The organism is Mycobacterium sp. (assembly GCF_040509115.1).
In the GTDB taxonomy this organism is placed as follows: Bacteria; Actinomycetota; Actinomycetes; order Mycobacteriales; family Mycobacteriaceae; genus Mycobacterium.
The window spans coordinates 20,258-40,076 of the sequence record NZ_JBEVLO010000276.1 but is presented as its reverse complement, the minus strand read 5'-3'; the positions used below and the strand labels follow the sequence as shown (position 1 = coordinate 40,076).

At 66.5% G+C, this 19,819-nt stretch carries 9 protein-coding genes; 5 read left to right on the top strand and 4 right to left on the bottom strand.

Features of this window, described 5'->3' with window-relative positions:
• The first annotated feature begins 55 nt into the window (after positions 1-55).
• The gene (locus ABW137_RS18645) at positions 56-1,078 is read left to right on the top strand and encodes a fused (3R)-hydroxyacyl-ACP dehydratase subunits HadA/HadB (protein WP_526402637.1); all 1,023 of its coding nucleotides are present in this window, start codon (positions 56-58) and stop codon (positions 1,076-1,078) included.
• A 19-nt stretch (positions 1,079-1,097) separates the two neighbouring features.
• On the opposite strand, the gene lipP1 is transcribed toward ABW137_RS18645, so the two are convergent.
• Entirely contained in the window at positions 1,098-2,093 is a 996-nt protein-coding gene (lipP1, locus tag ABW137_RS18640; protein WP_526402636.1) for a LipP1 family hormone-sensitive lipase, read from the bottom strand.
• 115 nt (positions 2,094-2,208) lie between these two features.
• On the opposite strand from lipP1, the gene ABW137_RS18635 reads away from it, so the two are divergent.
• Positions 2,209-2,922: a TetR/AcrR family transcriptional regulator gene (locus ABW137_RS18635; RefSeq protein WP_526402634.1), complete on the top strand. Its 714-nt coding sequence runs from the start codon at positions 2,209-2,211 to the stop codon at positions 2,920-2,922.
• On the opposite strand, the gene ABW137_RS18630 is transcribed toward ABW137_RS18635, so the two are convergent.
• The gene (locus ABW137_RS18630; protein WP_526402632.1) at positions 2,826-4,274 is read right to left on the bottom strand and encodes a short-chain fatty acid transporter; all 1,449 of its coding nucleotides are present in this window, start codon (positions 4,272-4,274) and stop codon (positions 2,826-2,828) included. The genes ABW137_RS18635 and ABW137_RS18630 overlap by 97 nt on opposite strands.
• A gap of 182 nt (positions 4,275-4,456) precedes the next feature.
• Between ABW137_RS18630 and ABW137_RS18625 the strand changes: the two genes are divergently transcribed.
• Positions 4,457-5,221 (top strand): endonuclease/exonuclease/phosphatase family protein, encoded by a 765-nt coding sequence (locus ABW137_RS18625; RefSeq protein WP_526402707.1) that lies wholly within the window; start codon positions 4,457-4,459, stop codon positions 5,219-5,221.
• On the opposite strand, the gene ABW137_RS18620 is transcribed toward ABW137_RS18625, so the two are convergent.
• A complete protein-coding gene (locus ABW137_RS18620) occupies positions 5,215-6,825 on the bottom strand; it encodes a phospholipase D-like domain-containing protein (protein WP_526402705.1) in 1,611 nt (536 codons plus the stop codon). The genes ABW137_RS18625 and ABW137_RS18620 overlap by 7 nt on opposite strands.
• A gap of 186 nt (positions 6,826-7,011) precedes the next feature.
• Here ABW137_RS18620 and ABW137_RS18615 point away from each other — a divergent pair, with 186 nt between their 5' ends.
• Together ABW137_RS18615 and ABW137_RS18610 are read left to right on the top strand one after the other, a co-directional pair.
• A complete protein-coding gene (locus ABW137_RS18615) occupies positions 7,012-7,731 on the top strand; it encodes a lasso peptide biosynthesis B2 protein (protein WP_526402631.1) in 720 nt (239 codons plus the stop codon).
• Positions 7,731-9,479: an asparagine synthase-related protein gene (locus tag ABW137_RS18610; protein ID WP_526402629.1), complete on the top strand. Its 1,749-nt coding sequence runs from the start codon at positions 7,731-7,733 to the stop codon at positions 9,477-9,479. Before ABW137_RS18615 ends, ABW137_RS18610 begins: the two co-directional genes overlap by 1 nt.
• A gap of 321 nt (positions 9,480-9,800) precedes the next feature.
• On the opposite strand, the gene ABW137_RS18605 is transcribed toward ABW137_RS18610, so the two are convergent.
• The gene (locus ABW137_RS18605; protein ID WP_526402627.1) at positions 9,801-19,760 is read right to left on the bottom strand and encodes a Tc toxin subunit A-related protein; all 9,960 of its coding nucleotides are present in this window, start codon (positions 19,758-19,760) and stop codon (positions 9,801-9,803) included.
• Positions 19,761-19,819 lie beyond the last annotated feature (59 nt).

Below are 19,819 nucleotides of genomic sequence, written 5' to 3'. Positions count from 1 at the left end.
TACTGTGCTGTGGTCGGCCTCAGCGAACAGGCCGGTGGAAGAAGTTGATTGATACATGACTGCACCAACTGAAACGTCGCAGCTCGAAGCGCGGGTCGGCCACTACTACCAGATGGACGGCACCTACCTCGTCGGCCGCGAGAAGCTTCGCGAGTACGCCCGCGCCGTGCAGGACTATCACCCCGCGCACTGGGATGTCGCTGCCGCCGCCGACCTGGGGTATTCGGACCTGGTCGCTCCTCTGACGTTCACGTCGACCCCCGGGATGACCTGCAATCGTCACATGTTCGAGCAGGTGGTCGTCGGTTACGACACCTACATGCAGACCGAAGAGGTCTTCGAGCAGCACCGCCCGATCGTGGCTGGCGACGAACTGCGCGTCGACGTCGAACTGACCTCGGTGCGCAGGATCGCAGGCAGAGACCTGATCACGGTGACCAACACCTTCACCGATGCGGCGGGCGAGCGGGTGCACACCCTGCACACCACCGTCGTCGGCGTCACCGCCGAGGATCTCAACCCAGAGATCAAGTCAGCCGTGCACAACGCGATGATGCACGACGTCAACATCTTTGGCGTCGGCGAATCCGAATACGTGAAGACCGTGCGTCCGGAGGGTGAGGTGCGGATCGCCTGCGACACCACCCGAACGCCTGCGACGCCGTCCTTCGACGACGTGAAGGTCGGTGACGAGTTGCCCGCTCGTCATACCCGACTGTCCCGAGGCGATCTGGTGAACTACGCCGGCGTGGCAGGTGATGCCAACCCGATTCACTGGGACGAGGACATCGCCAAGTTGGCCGGCCTGCCCGACGTCATCGCCCACGGGATGCTCACCATGGGTCTGGGAGCCGGATTCGCCACCGCATGGTCGGGCGACTCCGGCGCGGTGACCCGTTATGCGGTGCGACTGTCCGCACCCGCGATCGTGTCGGCCACCGCGGGCGCGGACATCGAGTTCAGCGGCCGGATCAAGTCGCTCGACCCGGAAACCCGCACCGGGGTCGTCCTCGTCGGGGCGAAGTCCGAAGGCAAGAAGATCTTCGGGCTGGCGACGTTGGACGTCCGCTTCCGCTGACCCGCGGTGTCCCGGCGTTCTACTCGGCCACAGCCGCAGGCTCGTTGGCCACAGCCGCAGGCTCGTTCGTCACAGCGGCAGGCTCGGCGAAGGCATCGCGGATCTCGTCGCCCAGCCGGTTGAGGACGTCACGCGACAGGGCGACGTCACGGGTGAAGGAGAGCAAGCCGTGGACGGCGCCAGGAACGTCGATGTGCTCGACCGGCACTCCTGCCTCTTGTAGCCGCGCGGCGTATCGCGCCCCCTGGTCACGCAGCGGGTCGTGCTCGGCGGTGACGACGACGGCTCGCGCCAGGCCACGGAGATCCGCGGCTCGGGCAGGCGACACCCGTGGATCCGAGCCCTGGTCGGGCGAGGTCAGGTACAAGTTCCAGAACCACTCGAGCCACGCGCGCGTCAGTACGGGACCTTCGGCGTTCTCGGACATCGAGGGGCTCTCGTCCAGCCGGTCGGTGGCCGGGTACGCCAGCACCTGCAGCGTCACGCGTGGGCCGTCGCGGCGTCGCGTCTCCTGGGCCGTCACCGCGGCGAGGTTGCCCCCAGCGCTCTCGCCGAGGAGCGCGATCCGTTCTGGGTCTCCGCCGAACACGTTGCCGTGCTGCGAGACCCACACCAGCGTCGCGTAGACGTCCTCGACTGCGGCGGGAAAGGGGTGTTCCGGCGCGAGGCGATAGTCGACGGAGACCACGATGGTGCCCGATCGGTTGGCAGTGCTGCGGGCGATGTGGTCCTGGCTGTCGAGGGTGCCCGCCACCCATCCACCGCCGTGCGCGAAGACGGTCACCGGGAGCGGATGCTCCGTGGATGGGCCCGCCGGAGAGTAGATCCGGATCGGGATGTCGTGACCGTCGGCAGGCACGTGCGTATTCACGACGGATGCCACCGGTTGCGGCCCGTCGCCGAACTCGGCGAGCGCGGCGACCATGGCGCGGTTCTCCGCGACGGTCAGGCTCTCTGGAGCGGGGCCGTCGGCGAACGTGGTCAGTACGGAGGCGAGCTGTCGGTCAACGGCCATGACGGTCTTCCTTGACTGCTGGGTGCGTGCGATTGGAATCAAGACTCCAACCATGGCCCACGCCTAATTGGAATGTCAATTCCAATTAGGCGCTGGAACGGCCTATTCTGGACGGGTGGACCAAGCAGAGGCGGGAGTGCCGTCGGGCCGGCGGCTGACGGCGCCAGGACGCAAGACCAGGGACCGGATCGTCCAGACCGCCGCGGATTTGATGCACCATCGCGGGGTGGCGGGCACGAGCATCCCCGACGTGCAGGCCGCTGCGCACGTGAGTGCATCGCAGATCTATCACTACTTCGGCGACAAACAGGGCCTGATCCGCGCCGTCATCCAGCACCGGACGGACGAGAAGATCCTGGGACAGCAACCGTTGATCGACAATCTCGACAGCATGGCGGCGCTCCGCAGGTGGTGTGAGGACGCAGCGGTCCGTCAAGAGGCCTCGGGTTGCGAGGGGGGCTGCGAGATCGGTTCCCTGGCAAGTGAACTCGCCGACACCGACCCCTCCGCGAGGGCCGACCTGGCTCTGGCCTTCGAGCACTGGGAGGGCCCGATCCGCTCCGGACTCACCCGCATGCAGGATCGAGGGGAGCTCAGCGGCGATGCCGACGTGTCCGCCCTTGCGACCGCTCTGCTCGCTGCGATCCAGGGCGGGATGCTGCTAGCTCAGGTCCGCCGTTCGGCTACGGCCTATCGTCTTGCCGTATCGGTCGTCCTCGATCACATCGAGTCCTACGGTGCGGCAGGGACCACGGGAGGGACCACGGGAGGGACGAAGTCGAAGGTCATTCCAAGCAGCCATACCAGGGCCAGCACCACCGGCAAATGAAAGATGAACTGCAAGAACGTGAATCCGACCAGATCGCGCGCCCTTAGCCCGAGCACTGCCAACAACGGCAGCATGAAGAACGGGTTGATCAGATTCGGCAGCGCTTCGGCGACGTTGTAGATCTGCACCGTCCAGCCGAGATTCATCTGGACGTCCGTGGCCGATTGCATGACGTAGGGTGCCTCGACCAACCACTTGCCGCCCCCGGATGGAACGAACAGGCCGAGCACGACGGTGTAGAGCGCGATGACGATGGCGAAGGCACCGCCGCCGACGTCCGTGAACAATCCCGCAAGTAGATCCGAGACGGTCTGGCCGCCGCGGCCCTCAGCCTTGGTGAGGATCGCCGCCATGGCCGCGTACAGCGGGAACTGGACCAGGATTCCGCCGGTGGCCGGTACGGCCTTCGCGACGGCGTGCAGGAACTTGCGTGGCGTCCCGTGCAGCACCAGCCCGAGAATGAGAAAGACCAGAAGATAGCCGTTCAGGCTGCTGACGACCGTCAGCACCGGCTTGGTGAAGAGCTGCGAGACTAGCCAGCCCAAGGTCATCACACCCGCCAGCACGGGAAGGATGCGGCTGTACTCGAGCCACTCTCCCGGCCGCGCCCGTGGTGGCACCTCCGAACTCCGGTCGTCCAGGTCAACGTCCAGATCTGCGGCAGTCGTGATCGCCGCGCCCCTCGGCGCGGAGAAGTGTGCGATCACCACCGTCAGCGCGATGATGATGACGCACATGAGCAGCGACTGCCAGGTGAAGATCGTGGTACCGAAGTCGAGCACCCCGGTGATCTTCAGCAGCTCGGGAGGCAGCGAGCTCGCGGTTGCCTGCAGTTGCGCGGCCGAGGAGGACATGCCAAGGGCCCACACGGCACCGAGCCCCATGAAGGCCGCGGCGCCGAGCGCGCGATAGTCCACCCGCAGATCGGTCCGACGCGCGATCGCCCTGGCCAGCAGTCCGCCAAACACCAGGCTGAGCCCCCAGTTCAGGAACGAGACCGACATGGACAGGAGCGCAACGAAACTCACCGCGCTCCTCGCCGTCTGAGGCACGGTGGCGAGCCGATCGATCAGCTTGGCCACCGGCGGGGAGGTGGCGACGACGTATCCCGTCAGTACCACCATGGCCATCTGCAGGGTGAAGGTGGCCAGATCCCAAAAGCCGTCCCCGAAGGCATTCACCACGGTCTGGGGGGAGGAGCCGTTGACCATCGCGGCGACGGCGACGAGGACGACACCGGCCAGGGCGAAGACATACGCGTCCGGAAACCACCTCTCCGTCCAGCCGGCCAGCGACTGGGCGACCCGTGCCAACCCCTTCTCGGAGCTGCGATCCTCGGTGGCAGATGTCATTGGGCTTCCTCTTCAGTCGGTTACTGAGTATCGCGCCGCGCCGTCACTGACACCGCAGATAAGCCTGATTCACCGCACATCGGCCTCACCGGCCTTGCCACCAACGGAGTGGCGTCCGCTCCGGATGCTAGACAGGACACAGGGCTCGACAGGTGGACCGACTCAAGGATCAGGTGATCGTCCTGCGGGTAGCGACCTTCAACATCCTGCACGGGCGAACCGTCGGCGACGGGGTCGACCCCGCTCGTCTGTGGAACGGCGTTCGCCGGCTGAATCCCGACATCCTGGCGCTGCAGGAGGTCGACCTCGATCAAGAGCGTTCAGGCCGAACCGATCTGACTGCGGTGGCCGCCGAGGCGATGGGCGCCGTCTCCCACCGATTCGTCGCTGCGATCTCGGGCACACCCGGGGCGACCTGGATCGCTGCGACCGGCGTCGAGCAACTCGGATCGGCGGCCTACGGAATCGCGCTGCTCTCCCGGTTTCCGGTCTCCAGCTGGCAGGTGGTGCGGCTGCCGCACCTCCCTGCCCGGTTCCCGATGTATCTACCCGGCCCCAATCGGGTGGTGGTCGTGAACGAGGAACCGCGAGCGGCCGTCGTAGCCCGAGTGGAGACTCCTCTCGGGCCATTGACGGTGGCCAATACCCACTTGTCGTTCGTGCCAGGATGGAATCGACATCAGCTGCGTCGGATCGTGCGGGCTCTGCGCTTGCTCCCCGGTCCGCGACTAGTGGTCGGCGATCTGAATCTCACGGCCACCGCGGTGCGCCGCTCGTCTGGGCTGCGGACGCTGGCGACGGCGCCGACGTTTCCCGCCGACCGACCACGGCGCCAACTGGATCACATTCTGACAGACGACCCAGGATTGACCGTTCGCCGCTACGAAACGCCGGTGCTGCCGATCTCGGATCACCGACCACTATTGGTCGAACTGGAGCGTCATTGACCGCTCTCGTCCCGCTCAGCCACGGATGGCATGGATACTTCCAAATCACCTGTCGGGAAACCACTCTCATCGACTACGACCTCGGCATCGATGCCGCGCAGCTTCTGATACCACGCGCCGAGCAACGATCGGCGCAACGGCCAGGTCGCCACCGACTCCACCAGCTTCAGCGTGCTCTGCGCTATGGACGGCGGCACGTGGTCGGGATCCATGAGGTCGTTCTCGGCGAACGGCCCTTCGTCCGCCGAGACCATCGTGTCGGTCAACTTTCGCAGCGAACGACCGGTACTGCGCAACTCTTCGATACCGTGCCGGAATGCCCCGCGGCGCTTCACCTCGTCACGGAAGGCACCGACGGAAACACCGAGATGCTCGGCCACCAGACCGTCACGGATGACGAGGATCTCACGTTCCACCTCCGCGCAATCCGGCCGCGCGGGATCGGCTTCAATCGCTACGTCGCATTCGCTGTCGAAGCCCAGCGATCGGTTGTTGAAGTTGGAAGAGCCGACGCGGAGCAGCCGGCCGTCGACGACTATCACCTTCGAGTGCACGTAGACCGACACCCCGTTGCCTGCCGCCGGCCAGTAGACGCCCAACCGCGCGTGCAGGTCCGCCTTCCGCAACAAGCGCACCAGGCGTTCGCGAGCGCTGTCCATCGACTCCTGTTCCAGGCGGCTCTCAGAGCTGCGCGGCAGGATGATCACTACCTCCGGCCCGTGTGGCTCCCGCAACCGGGCCGCGATCGCCTCCGCGATGCTCCGCGACGCAAAGTACTGGTTCTCCAGATAGATGACGTCACGAGCGGCCGCGATGGCAGCGAGGTCCAGCGCCTCGATCTCCCGGACCTCGGTGCGCTTCGGCAGCGCCGGCAGCGTGCGCGCCACCGCGACCTCGACGTTGCGCAACGATGGACGGAGTCCCTCGGGCCACGCGCACGCAAAAGGCACGTCCTTGACCAACGGTCGATCGGTCGCTGCCCGCCATCGGTCGTGGGCCTGCTGGACGAGCAGCTGGGCAGCATCGCCATCCACCGCAACGGCAACTTCATGGCGTGGGCCGTAGGCATCGCCCGGCCCGTGTCTGCGGGGATCCTGGGGAAGGTGCTCGCGGGTATCCCATCGCCCGATCGTCAGGTCGATGCCGCCGCAGAACGCCAGTGCGTCATCGATCACCACGATCTTCTGGTGGTGCACGGCACCGGTGGGGTGCGCGCCGTCGACGGCGAAGTGCATTCGCGCCGAGGTGAATTGGTTGAGCAGACTCACCGGCGCGACACCGAACCAGAACCCATCGAAAGCGGGAAGCAGACGGAGGTTGGACTTCAGTAGGTACACGTTAAGTTCGCGCCGCTTCCACAGCAGCCAGTGCAGGAATGGGCCGAGGTGATTGGGCCCGGCCAACGTTGTTCCGCCGCGCTCGAACGCCGTGCGATAGTCCAGGTCCCAGCCGATCACGACGATCCGATGGCGAGCGGTCAACATGGCCGCCTTCACGTGCCGCAGGTAGTCGGCACCGTCGATGATCTGGGCGAAGCGATCTGCGCGCGCCGAACGCCAGCAGGTCGTCCCAGGCACCAGCAACGGCACGTCGCCCTGATTCATGTCGTCGCCGTCCGAGTCGTCGGTGTCCACGAACTTCTCCCCCTCCGGATTCTCCGCGACCTGGCGCCCACGTGCGAATCCACCCCGTGATCCTCCCCCATGCCCGATGCGGCCGGTCGGGAGCGATCGACGGCGATCTACGGCCAACGGGGATCGATCGGCACGTTGGTTCGCTAGTTTGTCTGCGTGGACGGTCTCCGGCGGCATGGTCACGGGGCGTCGTTGTCCCTGCCGCAACTGTTTCCGACACCGAACCTGCGGTGTGTCGAGGTCTCCGAGCACCTTGTCATGCTTGACCTCTCGGCAGGCACGTACGAAGTGGCCGACGCGGTTGGCGCGGCGATGTGGGCGCAACTCACCCGCAGCCCCGTCGACCGCGACATCCGGGGCCTGGCTCAGAGGTTCGGGGCTTCCCCGTCCGTGGTGGAGGCAGACTTCATGGACTTCGGCGCGGCGCAACTGGCTGCGGGCCGTCTAGTCGAGGAGCGACCACACGAGGCCCCGCCGCCGATTCTCCAGATGCAGCGCCGCAGACCAACCGCCTTGCTCGCGTTGAAGGAACGCGCCAGCGCCGAGCGCGACCTACGAAGGGGTTTTGCGGACGCCTATGGCAAGCGGACCCAGCCGATGGCCGACACGACGACACCGCGCGCCGACGTTGAGCGCCTGACGAAGATCTTTCGATCGGCCGAGAGTCTTTACCCGGCTCGCGAGGCTCCCCTGGACTGTCTGCCGCGTTCTCTCGCGCTGACTTGCTTTCTGCGAGCGGCAGGTTGGCCGGTTCAACACGTGATCGGAGTTGCGCTGTACCCGTTCGAAGCGCACGCGTGGGTGGAGTTGAACGGGGCACCACTGAATGAGGGCGAGACCTTTCTGCACCGCTTCACCGTGATCCAGAAGGCCTGATGGATCAGGCCACGCCGGGTCTGACCGGCTTCCTGGTGTCGCTACCCACCGAGACCGCGGCCCGAGTGCGGGGCTGGCCTCGGCACGAGACAGTCGGTGAATCCGCAGTGTGGTTTCACGGATACCTCGCGGAGCCGGCACAGCTGCGGGCCGAGTTGAAGCTCGACCGGTTGGCGTCCTTCGGTCGGATCATCGAGGCAGCCTGGCGGCGGTGGCGTGCCGACACCGCCGAGCGGGCCATCGGCGAGTACGCCGCCGTCGTCGTGAGCGGACGCGATGCGGTGATGCTCGGTGATCGCATGGCACTACGTCCGCTGTACTGCGCTGGCGGGCCGACTGGAACCGTGGTGTCAACGGACCTCAGCGCCCTGGTGCGCGAAACCGGTGCATGGCGTGAGCTCGACGAGGACTACCTGGCCGACGTGTTGAGCACTGGTCTGCACCTGGGTTCGCGTACCCCATATCGCGACATAAGGCGGTTGGACGTTGGCGAGTTCGCCACGTGGCATGCCTGCCGTCTGCGGATCCGAAGTGGTTGGCGGCCAACGGAGGAGACGGCAGGCGGATCTCTTCACGACCACCAGGAGCTGCTGCGCGCAACCGTCACGCGGTCGGTGACGGGCGCGCTGTCCGCCGACGGCGCTCGGGCCGTCGAGTTGTCGGGCGGACTGGATACCTCGACGGTCTTCGCGGTAGCCGCAGGGCTTGCCCCGGTTCACGCGTTGAGCTTCGTCCACCCCGGTGACCCCGAGAGCGACGAGACCCCGTGGATTCACGCCGCACTCGGGACGACGCCTGCGTCGTGGCATCCGATCGACGCCACCGAGCACGGAACCTTCACCGCAGGACCGGAATTCGACACGTTTCTGCCTGCGCCGTCACGCCGAATCGTCAACTGGGCCCCCAGCGCTGCCGAGGATGCCGCCGCAACGGAGTTGGGCGCCGCCACGATCCTGACCGGTGAGGGTGGCGATGCCGTGTTCTTCGCGGGCCTACTTCCCTGGTACCTGGCCGACCTGCTGCGCACGGGACGGTTGAACCAGCTGCGACGCGAGACACTTCGGTGGAGTGCACACTCCGATGTGAGGCGCTCCTCCGCCTTTTGGATGAGGCGTGCCGCCGTGGAAGGACTGCGCCGATGGCGGAGCGGACGGACGCTGACGCTCCAACCACCCAGGCCCATAACCGTATCGGCGCCGTGGTTGCACCGCGGGTACGTCGAGGCGCGCGATCTGCAGAACAGAACGATGACCACTACGGCCATCCGGATGCCGTCGGTACACGGCCAGGCCGTTCTCGAGAACGTCTTACGCTGCGCAGAGTTCGCCAGAAGCCGCCACGTCTTCCCGTCGGCGGGTGTCGAGGCGCGGCATCCGCTGCTGACGCCTGCGTTGGTCGACTTGGCGCTGGCGACGCCCTGGGGTGTCGCCACGGATCCCCGGATCGATCGTGCCGTACAGAGATACGCCTTCGCAGGCATCGTCAGCGAAACCGTCCTCCGTCGCCGCTCGAAGTCGATCGCCGACCAAGCCATGCTGCGTGGCTTCGACCGTCGCCCCCAATGGCGCGAATACCTTTGCGACCGTCCACGCGTCGTGGAGCGTGGGTACGTCGATGCCGCGGCGTGGGACACGGCCCTGCGCACCGTTGGTCGAACCGGTGGGGTGCCACATCTCTATGGCGCGATCCAGGTCGAAGTCTGGCTCCGCCACCTGCGCCATGCCGGCGTTCCGGAGTTGTTGAACTGACCGCTCGCCTGCACGGACAGGTCGCCTCGGGACTGTTCATCCTCTCGGTCTCGATCCCGAGTACACGCGCGTCAGCTTTCAGGTACCGTTGCGCAAACTCACAGGATGAAGGGTCTGCGGTGCACAGTTACTCTCCCCCACAGGTTGTTCATGTCGGCGATGTCCGCGTTGCCACACAGGGCGACGGCAACTATCTTTCCGACAGTTCCACGGGCTATGGATACCAGGGGTGGTACGCCAGGCACTACGACACACCCGACACGGTGGCGCCACTGCCATCGAGGGAGTAGCCCGACGCCAGGGCCGTGCTCGGCGGTGCGCTCATGGTCGAACCCCGTGAACGGGTTGGTACCCGCCTCGGTCGCCGAGCCCGAATTCGCCGCCCAGATAGCCAGGCGTGATGCTGGGCGATCGGTGCCCGCCCGCCACCTCGTCAGCCTGGTGGGCCTGGTGGGCCTGGTAGTGACAGAACACGAACGCCCGTGTCACGTCGCTCGGACAGCCTGCGAAGCGAAAGAGAGCTAGTTCGCGTTCGATTCCGCCGCCGAGCGGACCGAGGTCGACATCGACGACACCGTGATAGAGGCCCGGCCACTCCGCGCTTGCCACGCAGCGGATTTCGCGGATGCCGCCACAGTCGGGCTCGCCGCGGGTGTCGACGAACTCGACGAGTTGGTGCGCGCTGGGGACCGCACCGGCAGCCTCGAAGAGGAGCTCGATGCGGTTGATGCGAATCTCACGTTGCCCGGTCAAGAACGGGAACATGCCCCGGCTCAGTCGTAAGGGTAGCGGGCGGTCCCCGGACCCGTCCTGGCGCGAATGGAAGCGATGCCAGGCATCCCCCATGTCGCGTTGCACGTCGAAGAACCGGACACCGGCTCCCGGCAGTCGGCGCTGGGTGATCTCAGTGGCCGCCCGGCGCAGGATCTCGCCGCCCTCGCGGGCCGTGTAGTGAAGGTTCAGCATGACGTCGGCAACCGTGTCGATGTCGAATTGATTGTTCTCCGAGGGCAATTCGATACGCCATCGGCTGACCGCGCCTGCGAACTCGAACGGCAGGTAGCGCTCGTCACGGAAGTTCAGTTCGAACATTCCGGCGTCGTTCTGGCCGCTGGACGTCGCGATGGCCTCCGCTGCCGCGTACTGATTGACCATCCGCGGGTCGTCGGGCAGGGCCAAGTAGCCGTTACCGGGCCGCCCATCGGGGCAGCAGCTGTGCGGTGGATCCGCCAGGTGGGGATTCACGCGGGTGGTGCTGCTCAGCAGGGTGAGCCGGCATTGCACGCCGGTGTACGGGCCGACCACGGCGGGGATCGTCAGGGTCACGTTCTTGATCCGCCGGAGGAAGTGACCGGGATAGTCGAGGTCGAACATCCACTCGGGGATGTCGACCTCGCAGACACCGGTGGATGCCAGCCGGAGGAACTCCAACGGGAAGTGCAGCCGCAGCGAGAAGTGTTTGGTCAGCTCGTAGTCGCGGGTGTTGGCGGCAAGGTAGGCGTGTTCCATCTGGCGTAGCGCCAGTTGTAGGCGGTCGCCGGCCTGCAGGCCCTCGCGAAGATGATCCCACACCTCCGGCTTCACGAAACGACTTGCGGTGTGGCCGCGTTCGTAGTTGAACGCCCGCTGCGCCTGGTGGGCTGTGTGCAAGGCCAGTTCATACATCTGACTGTGCAGCGCCGCCGTGTCCTGTTGGAGGAACAGGTACAGCGCGTGGCTGGTGAACTTGTCCCGCAGGAAGTCGTGCACCTCAGCGGAGTGTTCGACCTGGCGTTGGTGGTTGTTGAGCTCGCGAAGGGCGACGTCGCGCCGCCGCTCCCCGGCGAGGATCTGCCGCTCGATCTGCTGAAGGTCGATATCGAGGATCTCCACCTGGTGGCGCCACTCCTCCTCTCGCCGCTCGAAGCCTGCTTGACTCAGTCGAAGACCCGCGTTCGACGAGGCGATCTCGGCGAGTCCGTTGGCGACGCGCGCGATGGCGGTCAGGACGCCGTTCTGTTTGGTCCCGCCGAGCACCCACGTGAGCGAGGCCGGAAAGCCTGCGAAGAAGTCGGGAAGCGTGTTGATGGTCTGGGCGAGCCCCTCGGTGACGTTCGCCGCCGCGCGCAGGGTCGTCGAGTCGCTGATCAGGTCTTCGTACTCGTCTTCCCGATTGTTGAGACCGTTCTGGATCAGCAGGGTGTAGTAGCGGTGATGGGCCTGCGCGATTTCCTTGGTCTTCTGCAAGGCCTGCAGCTGCCAATCGGCGTCGCGCCACTGGTTCTGGCGCACTTCGAGTACCAGGTTGAGCAGCTGTCGCTCGTGGGTTTCGCGCAGTGAACCGAGGTACTCGGAATCGCCCTTCTCGTACGCGGACAACAATGCCGCTCCCAGCCTGCCGACCTCGTTGGCCAGTTCCTGCGCCTTCTGAATCAGGAATGCGAATCGGTAGGGGCTCGGCGCCGCGCACCAGTCGCCCTCGTCGAGGCACGGATCGGTGACCGGCAGCCACCCGTCGCGCAGCGAGTTGGCGTCCCAGTAGATGGACCTACCCGACTCGAGGCGGGCGGCGTTGAGTCGGCTTCGCACCTGAGTCAGCCGGTCCGCACTTCGCTCGTAGAGCGCCATCAACCGCGGATTCAGCGGCGCGTGGTGGGCGACGAACCCGGCGACGGTGTCGGGATCCTCCGAGGGGTCGGTAGCGATCACGGTGCGTGGCGTTCGTCCGAGGAGTTTGGCGGCGGTGTCGTAGATCAGCCGCGCCTGCTGAGTCGACTCGGGGGTGTTCCGGCGCAGCAGTGCGTCACCCCAATCGAGCAGAGTGTCCAAATAGTGCAGCACGATCGAACGCTCGCGGTAGTGGGTATCGCTCGCGAGAGTGCTGTCATGGCAGCAGGTTCCGTCGTCCTCGACACGCTCGACGGTATCGTCGTCCTGGCACTGCAGCCAGCCCGCGTCGGAGCGCAGCGGATCGAAGGCGAGCTCGTACCATTTCAGCGCGGCCTCGAACCGGCAGTGCGCACGAAGGCTGCTCGCGACCGCCACCGCTGGGCCGAAGACCGACGGCGGTACTACCTCAGCGCCAGGGTCGAAGTACGCGAAGTAGGGATACGCGTCCAGGTGACCCGGATACTCCGTGGCGGGATCGGTTGGCGCGACCACCAACGGCAACGTCACCGCGGTGTCCGTGGCCATGTCGTAACGGAAACCCGGCGCAGCGGGGTCGGAATGGCCCACCGGCACCTCACCGCCGACCACCTCGAAGCGCAGCGAATCGTCGTCGCGTCCGAGGAGGACCAATTCGGCGCCGCTCTCGGACACCCGAACACCCTCGAACGAGCGGCGCGGCTGGGTGAACTCTCCGTTGTGCACGCGGCACCACGCGAGATGCACCTCGGGTTCTGCCTCCCAACGGAGCAGTTTGGGCAGCACGGTGGGGTCGTGCCAGCTCCAGGTGGGGGTCTGGCCGTCGAGGAAGAGGATCACTCCACCGTCGGGGACGGTTCCGTTCCCGTCGTCGGCCACCTGCTGGCCGGGTTCGTAGGCGTACGAATCGATCAGCCAGAAGTAGTACTCGTCGACCAATGGGGCATGCGGTTGGCCGCACGCGGCGCAACAACCCGCATCGCCGGCTGCGGGCCGCGGTGCGAAGTCAGTGCAGGCGGGCGGCTCCCCTGCGGCGGCCACCCGGACGAAGTTCACCCCCAGCCGGATCGCCGCCCGAATCCACATCGGAAGCCGATCCGAATCCGTTTGCGGATCAACGTCGTTCGTGTCGCGGAGGATCACGACCTCGTCCTGAGGCAGTCCGAGCGCCGCCAACCAGGACGGGCGGGCGTGCCGTTCCGGTGTGCCCAACACCTCGAATCCGTGCGCGTCGGGATCGATTCGGCGGATCTGCGCCGGCTCGCGCGCCTGCAGCAGCTGCAGCCCGGGATGCTGGGGTGGGCGCTCGCCCGGCCAGTACTCCAACCCGCCGGCCACCGGCACGGTCAAGGTGCGCCGACGCAGTTCATCCTCCAGAAAGGTGAAGGCCTCGCTGCGCCGCGCGAGCTCAAGCTCGTCCCAGTCGATCCAGTTCTCCCGGTACAGCCGCCGCCGGGTACAGGCCTCCCAGACGCGGAACGTCGCAAAGCGCTCGTCCCACATGGACGCGAAGGCCCGCGAGACGGGAAACGCCGGCTCAAGGCCGAGCCTGGCCCGCTGCACGAAGGTCTGCACCGCGCTGATCGCTTCTTCGACCCTCGTCGCCCGTTGGCCGAGGCCGGCCTCGACGTCCAACAGCACCAGCTCGCTGAGCTCCTTCGGTTCGCTCACGACACCACCAGCCGGCAGCACGACGCGGTTCATGCCGCACAGGTGCGCGAGCAGCGCTGCGCGCCCGCGCACCCGCAACCCGTCGTTGAGAACCTTGATGTCCTCGTACCGACGCGGTGGGCCATTCTCGATACAGCCGTCACGCACGAAGGCGGTCAGGTTGTCGTTGCCCGACTCCGTCTCTCCCGCAGGGATCTCCCCCGGATTGTCCGATGCCCATAGGTCGGGTCGGGCGGGCCGAATGCCCTTGTCCAGGAATGCCGCTCGGACCGAGCGCAACCAGCGGTCGGCATGCCACAGCCGCACGGTCCACCGCTCGTCTTCGAGATCGGCGCCGGTGACGTCGTATCCGGGCAGCTGACGCAGCACCAACGGGGCATGGCGCGGCTCGACGCCGAGGTGCCTACGCAGGTGTGCCGCCACGTCGGGGTGCTGCTCGGCATTCTCGTGGAAGAGCAGCCACAGTGGCGGCTCCGGTGCCCTCGCGGTGTCGCGGCGCACCAGGGTGTAGTCGAAGATTCGCTCCCACCAATCGAACAACGCCTGCTGTCGGCGCACCGACGGTGCGACCCGCTGATCGTCGGCGATCGTGGGGGGTAGGTATTCATCCAGCAGAGGAAGAAGATTCAGGTCGAAGTTGGCGCGGTGCACCGTGAACCCGCCTGCACCGCGCGGATAGGACACGCCCGCGAAGTCATCACCGTGTGCCAGTAGGTAGCCGATCTCGGATTGCCCATCATCGGCAACCGGCTGCGCGGAGAGCTCGAACCGGTGGGCGAAGAGCACGGCCTTGAACGCGCGTTGATACGTGCGGCGAATGTCGCGCAGTGACGCCGTGTAATGGTCGCGAAGATATCGCTGCGCCGAGCCGGTGATGCCGTCCACGGCGAGCGTGGCGTTCTTCGCCGTGCGGAACAGCCGATCATGGGGGATGGCCATCAAGGAGCCGCCGCTGTCGGGGCCCGAGTACTTCAGCTGAAACCCCGCCTTGAGCGGACAGATGTGCTCCTGACGTCCGTATTCGGGACGGGGATGGCTGATCTCGACCACCAGGTCGTAGACACCTCGGCGGAGAGTCACCTCGGCGCAGCCTGGAGGCGCCGTCTCGTCCGGCCAGTCGTGGCTCAGCAGCACCCAACTGCGCTGCCCGCGCTTGAGGAGCACCCGCCAACTCTTGTCGCTCGCGGCGTCGACGTCCGGCTCGTGGTCGTCCGCGGTGGGGCCGCCTGCCCGGAACTCGTAGGTGCCACCGTCATCGATCAGGAGGGCTCCGGTCCAGACCACGGTGAAACCCTGACCGCCGCCGAGTGTTTCACCGTTTCCGGTCGCGGAGAAGAACCCGTTGCTCACGTTGACGAAGTCCTGCTGACCCGGGGTGACGGTGAGACCGAGATCTGGCAGCACGGTGGGGACGGGAACGTTGGCGGCATTGCGGGCCGCGCCGAACGCGTCCATCGGACCCCGGATCTCGCGCCAGGCCGCCGTCGACGACCCGGTCGGGGTGAGCTCTCCGAGCAGGCCGGTGCCCATCACCCCGAGCAGTGCGGCGAAGGCGCTACCAGAGGGTTGGTTCGGCCAGGTCACCGGTGGCGCTTCACCGCTGTCGTCTTCCCAGTTGCCGCTGGCCGCGTTCTCGTCCGCGTACAGCGCGCGCAACACCGTTGACGCGACATCGGTCCCCTCGGCACTTTGCCGACCAGTCACCTTGGCCACGTGGGCGGCCAGATGTTCGCCGATGACTTCGGCGCGCCGATGGGCAACGGCGAAGGCGTGCTGGAAGTATGCCCAGCGACGTTGCTCGTCGGGCTCCTGGATCAGCGCCGCCTCAGCCTCCTCGATGTCGGTGAACAGGAAGGCGAATGGCGCCAGGTCAGCCCTTGGCGCGTAGTACAGCTCCCGCACGGCGTCCTGTTCCGCCTGCTGGAGCTGCCGGATGCGGGACAGCTTGGCAATCACCGATTCATCGGTCAGCGGAAGCTCGACGAACAGTTCCTCGCTGGACCGGTCGTAGCGAAGCGGCCCGGGCGGGGTGTTCCACATCAGCGCGCTGGTGCCTGCCAGACCCGCTCGGTACTGGCTCTGCCCCGACGTGACCGGATACCCGCTCGCTTCCAGAACCGACGGGAAGAAGTGTTGACCAAGTACTAGCAGCGAGTCGGGCGTGCCCGCGGGCGGCGCGAAGCCGAACGTCTGGCGCAGCGCCGCGTCCACTCGGTCCCAGGTCCAGGATTCGGCATCCTCGGCGGTGACGTCGACGGCCAACAGTTTGGTCCGCAGATCCGCCAGCGCAAATGGCAGCTCGTCGTCGGGAAGCCCCAGCGGCGAGTCATGTGTCTCGTTGACCGGCTGCAGCGGGAAGGGGTCGTCGTCTCGCAGGTGGGGCTCGGTGGTGAACAAGTAGAGGATCTCGCCCACACCGAAGTCCGAGGCGTAGATCTTGGCCAGCACTTCGACGAATCGCAGAGTGTGCGTGGGATGGGCGGACCAGCTGTCTCCCGGTACGTCCGGATCGAAGCCGGCCAGCCGCGACAGTGGTCGAAGATTCTCCTCGAGCAACTTGCGGAACTCCGGCGGGCGGCAGTCGCAGTACAACTGGTCCTTGGCGTAGTACTGCACCCGGTCGAGCAGTTCGTCGACGGCCCAGGCGTATTTGGCCGTGGGGGGCGCAGTCCACAGTGACAGCAGATGCGTCCGATTCGCGTCGGTGGCCGTTGGTGCGGGTGGGTCGTCGGGGTCACTGAGTTCGGGGCGGAAGCGATCGCGAAGAAGCTGGAATGCCGCGAGCTGACGGACGAAGTCTGGGTTGATGGTGCCGCTTCCGTCGAAGAGCTCGAGTACGACACAGATGTCGCGGAGCTCGGCGAAGCCGTACCCGCGACCGGGCATCTTGCGCAGCGTGTGCCAGAGGCGGATGAAGACCGCGAGCTTCCGCAGCGCGCTCACCGGTTCGTCGGGGTTGAGGAACACGATCCGATAGTCGTCGAGATGGCACGGCTCGCAGTTGGGGAACGTGGGGTGATCGTCAGTTGCGCTGGAGAACTCGACGAACCGCGACCTCCACAGATCGAGGAAGTCGCAGTAGGTCAACCCCGTGCGGCGCAGGAACTCTGGAAGCCGGACGACGATCAACTTCCAGTCGACTCCGTCGACGGTATTGGCCGGGAACCCATACAACTCTCGTAGGGCCGGGCGGCCGCCGGAGGGCACCCCGGTGATCTGCGTGGTGAACAACAGATCGTGCTCCTCGTGCGTGATTCCGAGGTACTCGCGTGCGATGTCGATGCGTACCGGGTACCGCCACGAGTGGCGTTGGAAGTCGGCGGGCTCCTGCGCTGGGTCCAGTACCAGTTCCGTGATGTCCCTGCGGAACCGACGCATCGTGGCGAACCGACTGGTGCCCAGGTGGGCCAGGTAGGTCCGGGTGACGTCAACCGGTTGGCAGTAAGGAAGCCCGGGGGCACTGAAGTCGGCTCTCAGCTGATCGTAGGCGTCGGATTCCGGTGTGGAATGCTCTGGCAGCGCACAGAACAAGGCTTCCGCGTCGTGCTCGCCAATCGAGTGTCCGCCCAACACAACGGAATTCGTCTGATGCACGACACCCGCCGGTGTCGTCGGGTCCGCGGCTACGCCTTCAAGGCACTCGTTGACGAGGTCGATCAGGGGGACTGGCGTCTCCAGGTTCGAACGGGTCGCGAGCAACTCCCCGAGCGGTCCACGTCGATCGGACAGCAACTGCCCGAGGGTGGGCGAGTCGCTGTCTGCCGGGGTGTCCGCGCAGGTCTGGTCATGGGTGAGCAGCAGCAGCTCCTGCAGATAGGCGACCGGGCCCAGCGGGGAAAGGTACACCGGCGGAACACAATTGACCAGGCAGTCGTCGGGATTGACGGAACGGGGCGTGTCATCTCCGGACGGTGCGACCGGTGCTGGTCCGCCGGCGTGTTGAACGATCGCCGCGGCGTACCGGTGGGCGGCCGTGCCCGTGAGCGCGGCATGGAGCTGTTCCTGCGTCAGCGCCGCGACCTGTCCCCGGCTGGTGAACCCGCGCGCATACAGCGCCTCCATCACCGAGAAGGCCAACTCGGGCGGTATTCCCGGCGCCTGCGCGAGCCTGGTCAGTTCGTCGATCGCGCGGATCGCCTGTTCCAGCCAGCGCTGGGCGGGTGCGTCGTCGGGAAGTACCACGGATATCGCGGCCAGCACGTCAGCTTCGGTCCATGCACCGCCGAACACGAAGTCCGTGCCGACAGCGGTGCCGTATTGAGCGACGAACCGGGTGAGCAAGTCCTCGGTGAGAGGCCGGAACCTCGGCGGTGCGGACAGTTCCGGGTCGTCCGGCGCATCGAGGTCGAGGTCGACGTCGACGAACTTTCGCACGTGGCGGATGAACGCGGCCACGCGTTCCGCTGGGCTGCCGGGCAGGGTGAAGGCCGGGAGCAGACCCTCGTTGATCGGATCGCCGAACAGACCCCGCCACTGCTCGGTCGTCCGTGCGTCGACGTCGCTTGCGGTCACGACTGGTGGCCACGCCGCGGACGCCGTCTTGATCACGTCGATCAGGCTCTGGTGGCCGTCGGTCAGGGCGCGCAGCACCAACTCCAGATGTCCTGCGAGGTGCTGGGCGGGCAGGGTCGGTACCCAGAACGCCTGCACATCGTCAGCCGAGAAGTCGAGCCATCCGGCAACCAGCGCTTGAACGACGACTTGGTCGGCGTCGGGGCCGTTGAGCTCGAACTGCGGTGCGACGCCGTTGACGGCGCCCAGAGCACGCAGCCTCCTGGCGGCCTGAGCGGTGTTGATGGCGGGGACGTCGATGCCCGCGATCGTCCCGTTCGGGGCGGCGACCACGATGCCACGCTCGACCGCGGCGCTCACCTGCGCCCGCGTCTGGTCCTCTTCTGCCAACGTCGCCAACCGGTACCGCTGTTCGGCGGCGATCGGCGCAGGGGTGGTCGCCCCGAGTGCGTAGAAGTAGGCCGCGGGTACGCCGAACGAGGTTTCAAGCGGCGCATTCGGCCCGCTCAGGATGACCCGGACGGATTTGAGTCTGGCGCCGGCGTTCGTCGCGCCGAGACGCACCGGGAATCGGAAGCCCACCCGTACTGCGCTGGCACTGAGACTCTCCGCGTGCGCGGCCGCTGCCAGGGCGGACACGAACGCCGCCAACCGTTCTGCGTCGTTGTCGCCGGTCGAGTAGTACGCCCGCAACTCGGCTTCGAATTGGGTGCGCGCCTGGACGGAGTCGTCGTCGTCTGCGTCCGGCAGTGTGTAGATCTCCTCCAACGAGGCCCGTTCGGGGCGTGGAAGTGGCCGGAACTTCTGGTTCCAGACGATCTCGTAGGCGACGTGACAGGCCTGGCGTGAGGTGAGCGAGGCGAGCGTCGACGGTCCGCCCGGGTCATGTCCGAGAACGACGTTGACTGCGCTCAGCAAGTCATCGAACCGCGGCGGTGTGCCGTCTGCGGGTAGCTCGACGAAGGCGTCACCCGGATCGACCTCCCGGCCCGGTTCGGGCAGCGCAAGGAACAGGCTCGTCGGCTGCAGGTCCGGGAAGCTGTCGGGGCTCGGTGGCCCGCCCCCCGACACCGGCACGTTGAAGTACACCTGCCTGTGCACGATCGTCCCCGCGCCGCGCGTGATCTCCAGGCGCAGGTCCGTGGTGAGGTGCTCGGGATGCGCCTGCGGCAGAGCCAGCTCGATCACCGCGGTGGCAACGGACTGTGCCGCAGGCATTCTCGGAGGGGATGGCGGCGGCTGAGGTACGGGCTGGCGCGGGTCGAAGTGTTGGACGATGCCGGAGTCGCCGTGCGGCTCCCACGGTTCCTGAGGATCCGGCGGGGCAACGTACTGCGCCGTGCCGACCTGGACTCCGTCGGCGTTGTCCGTCGCCAAGTCGAATGCCGTGATCGAGAGCCCGTCGAGGTACTCGTCGAAGGCATTGCCCGTCACGGGCTCGGCCGGGTGTAGCCGGAGAATTAGGAGTGCCATTGGAATGGTCCAATCATGTTGTTGAGAACTGTGATCCGAGAGCATTGGGTGCTGTCCGC

Coding starts and splice junctions, on each gene's coding strand:
- ABW137_RS18645 (WP_526402637.1), top strand. CDS start 56: ATGACTGCACCAACTGAAACGTCGCAGCTCGAAGCGCGGGTCGGCCAC.
- lipP1 (WP_526402636.1), bottom strand. CDS start 2,093: ATGGCCGTTGACCGACAGCTCGCCTCCGTACTGACCACGTTCGCCGAC.
- ABW137_RS18630 (WP_526402632.1), bottom strand. CDS start 4,274: ATGACATCTGCCACCGAGGATCGCAGCTCCGAGAAGGGGTTGGCACGG.
- ABW137_RS18620 (WP_526402705.1), bottom strand. CDS start 6,825: ATGAATCAGGGCGACGTGCCGTTGCTGGTGCCTGGGACGACCTGCTGG.
- ABW137_RS18610 (WP_526402629.1), top strand. CDS start 7,731: ATGGATCAGGCCACGCCGGGTCTGACCGGCTTCCTGGTGTCGCTACCC.
- ABW137_RS18605 (WP_526402627.1), bottom strand. CDS start 19,760: ATGGCACTCCTAATTCTCCGGCTACACCCGGCCGAGCCCGTGACGGGC.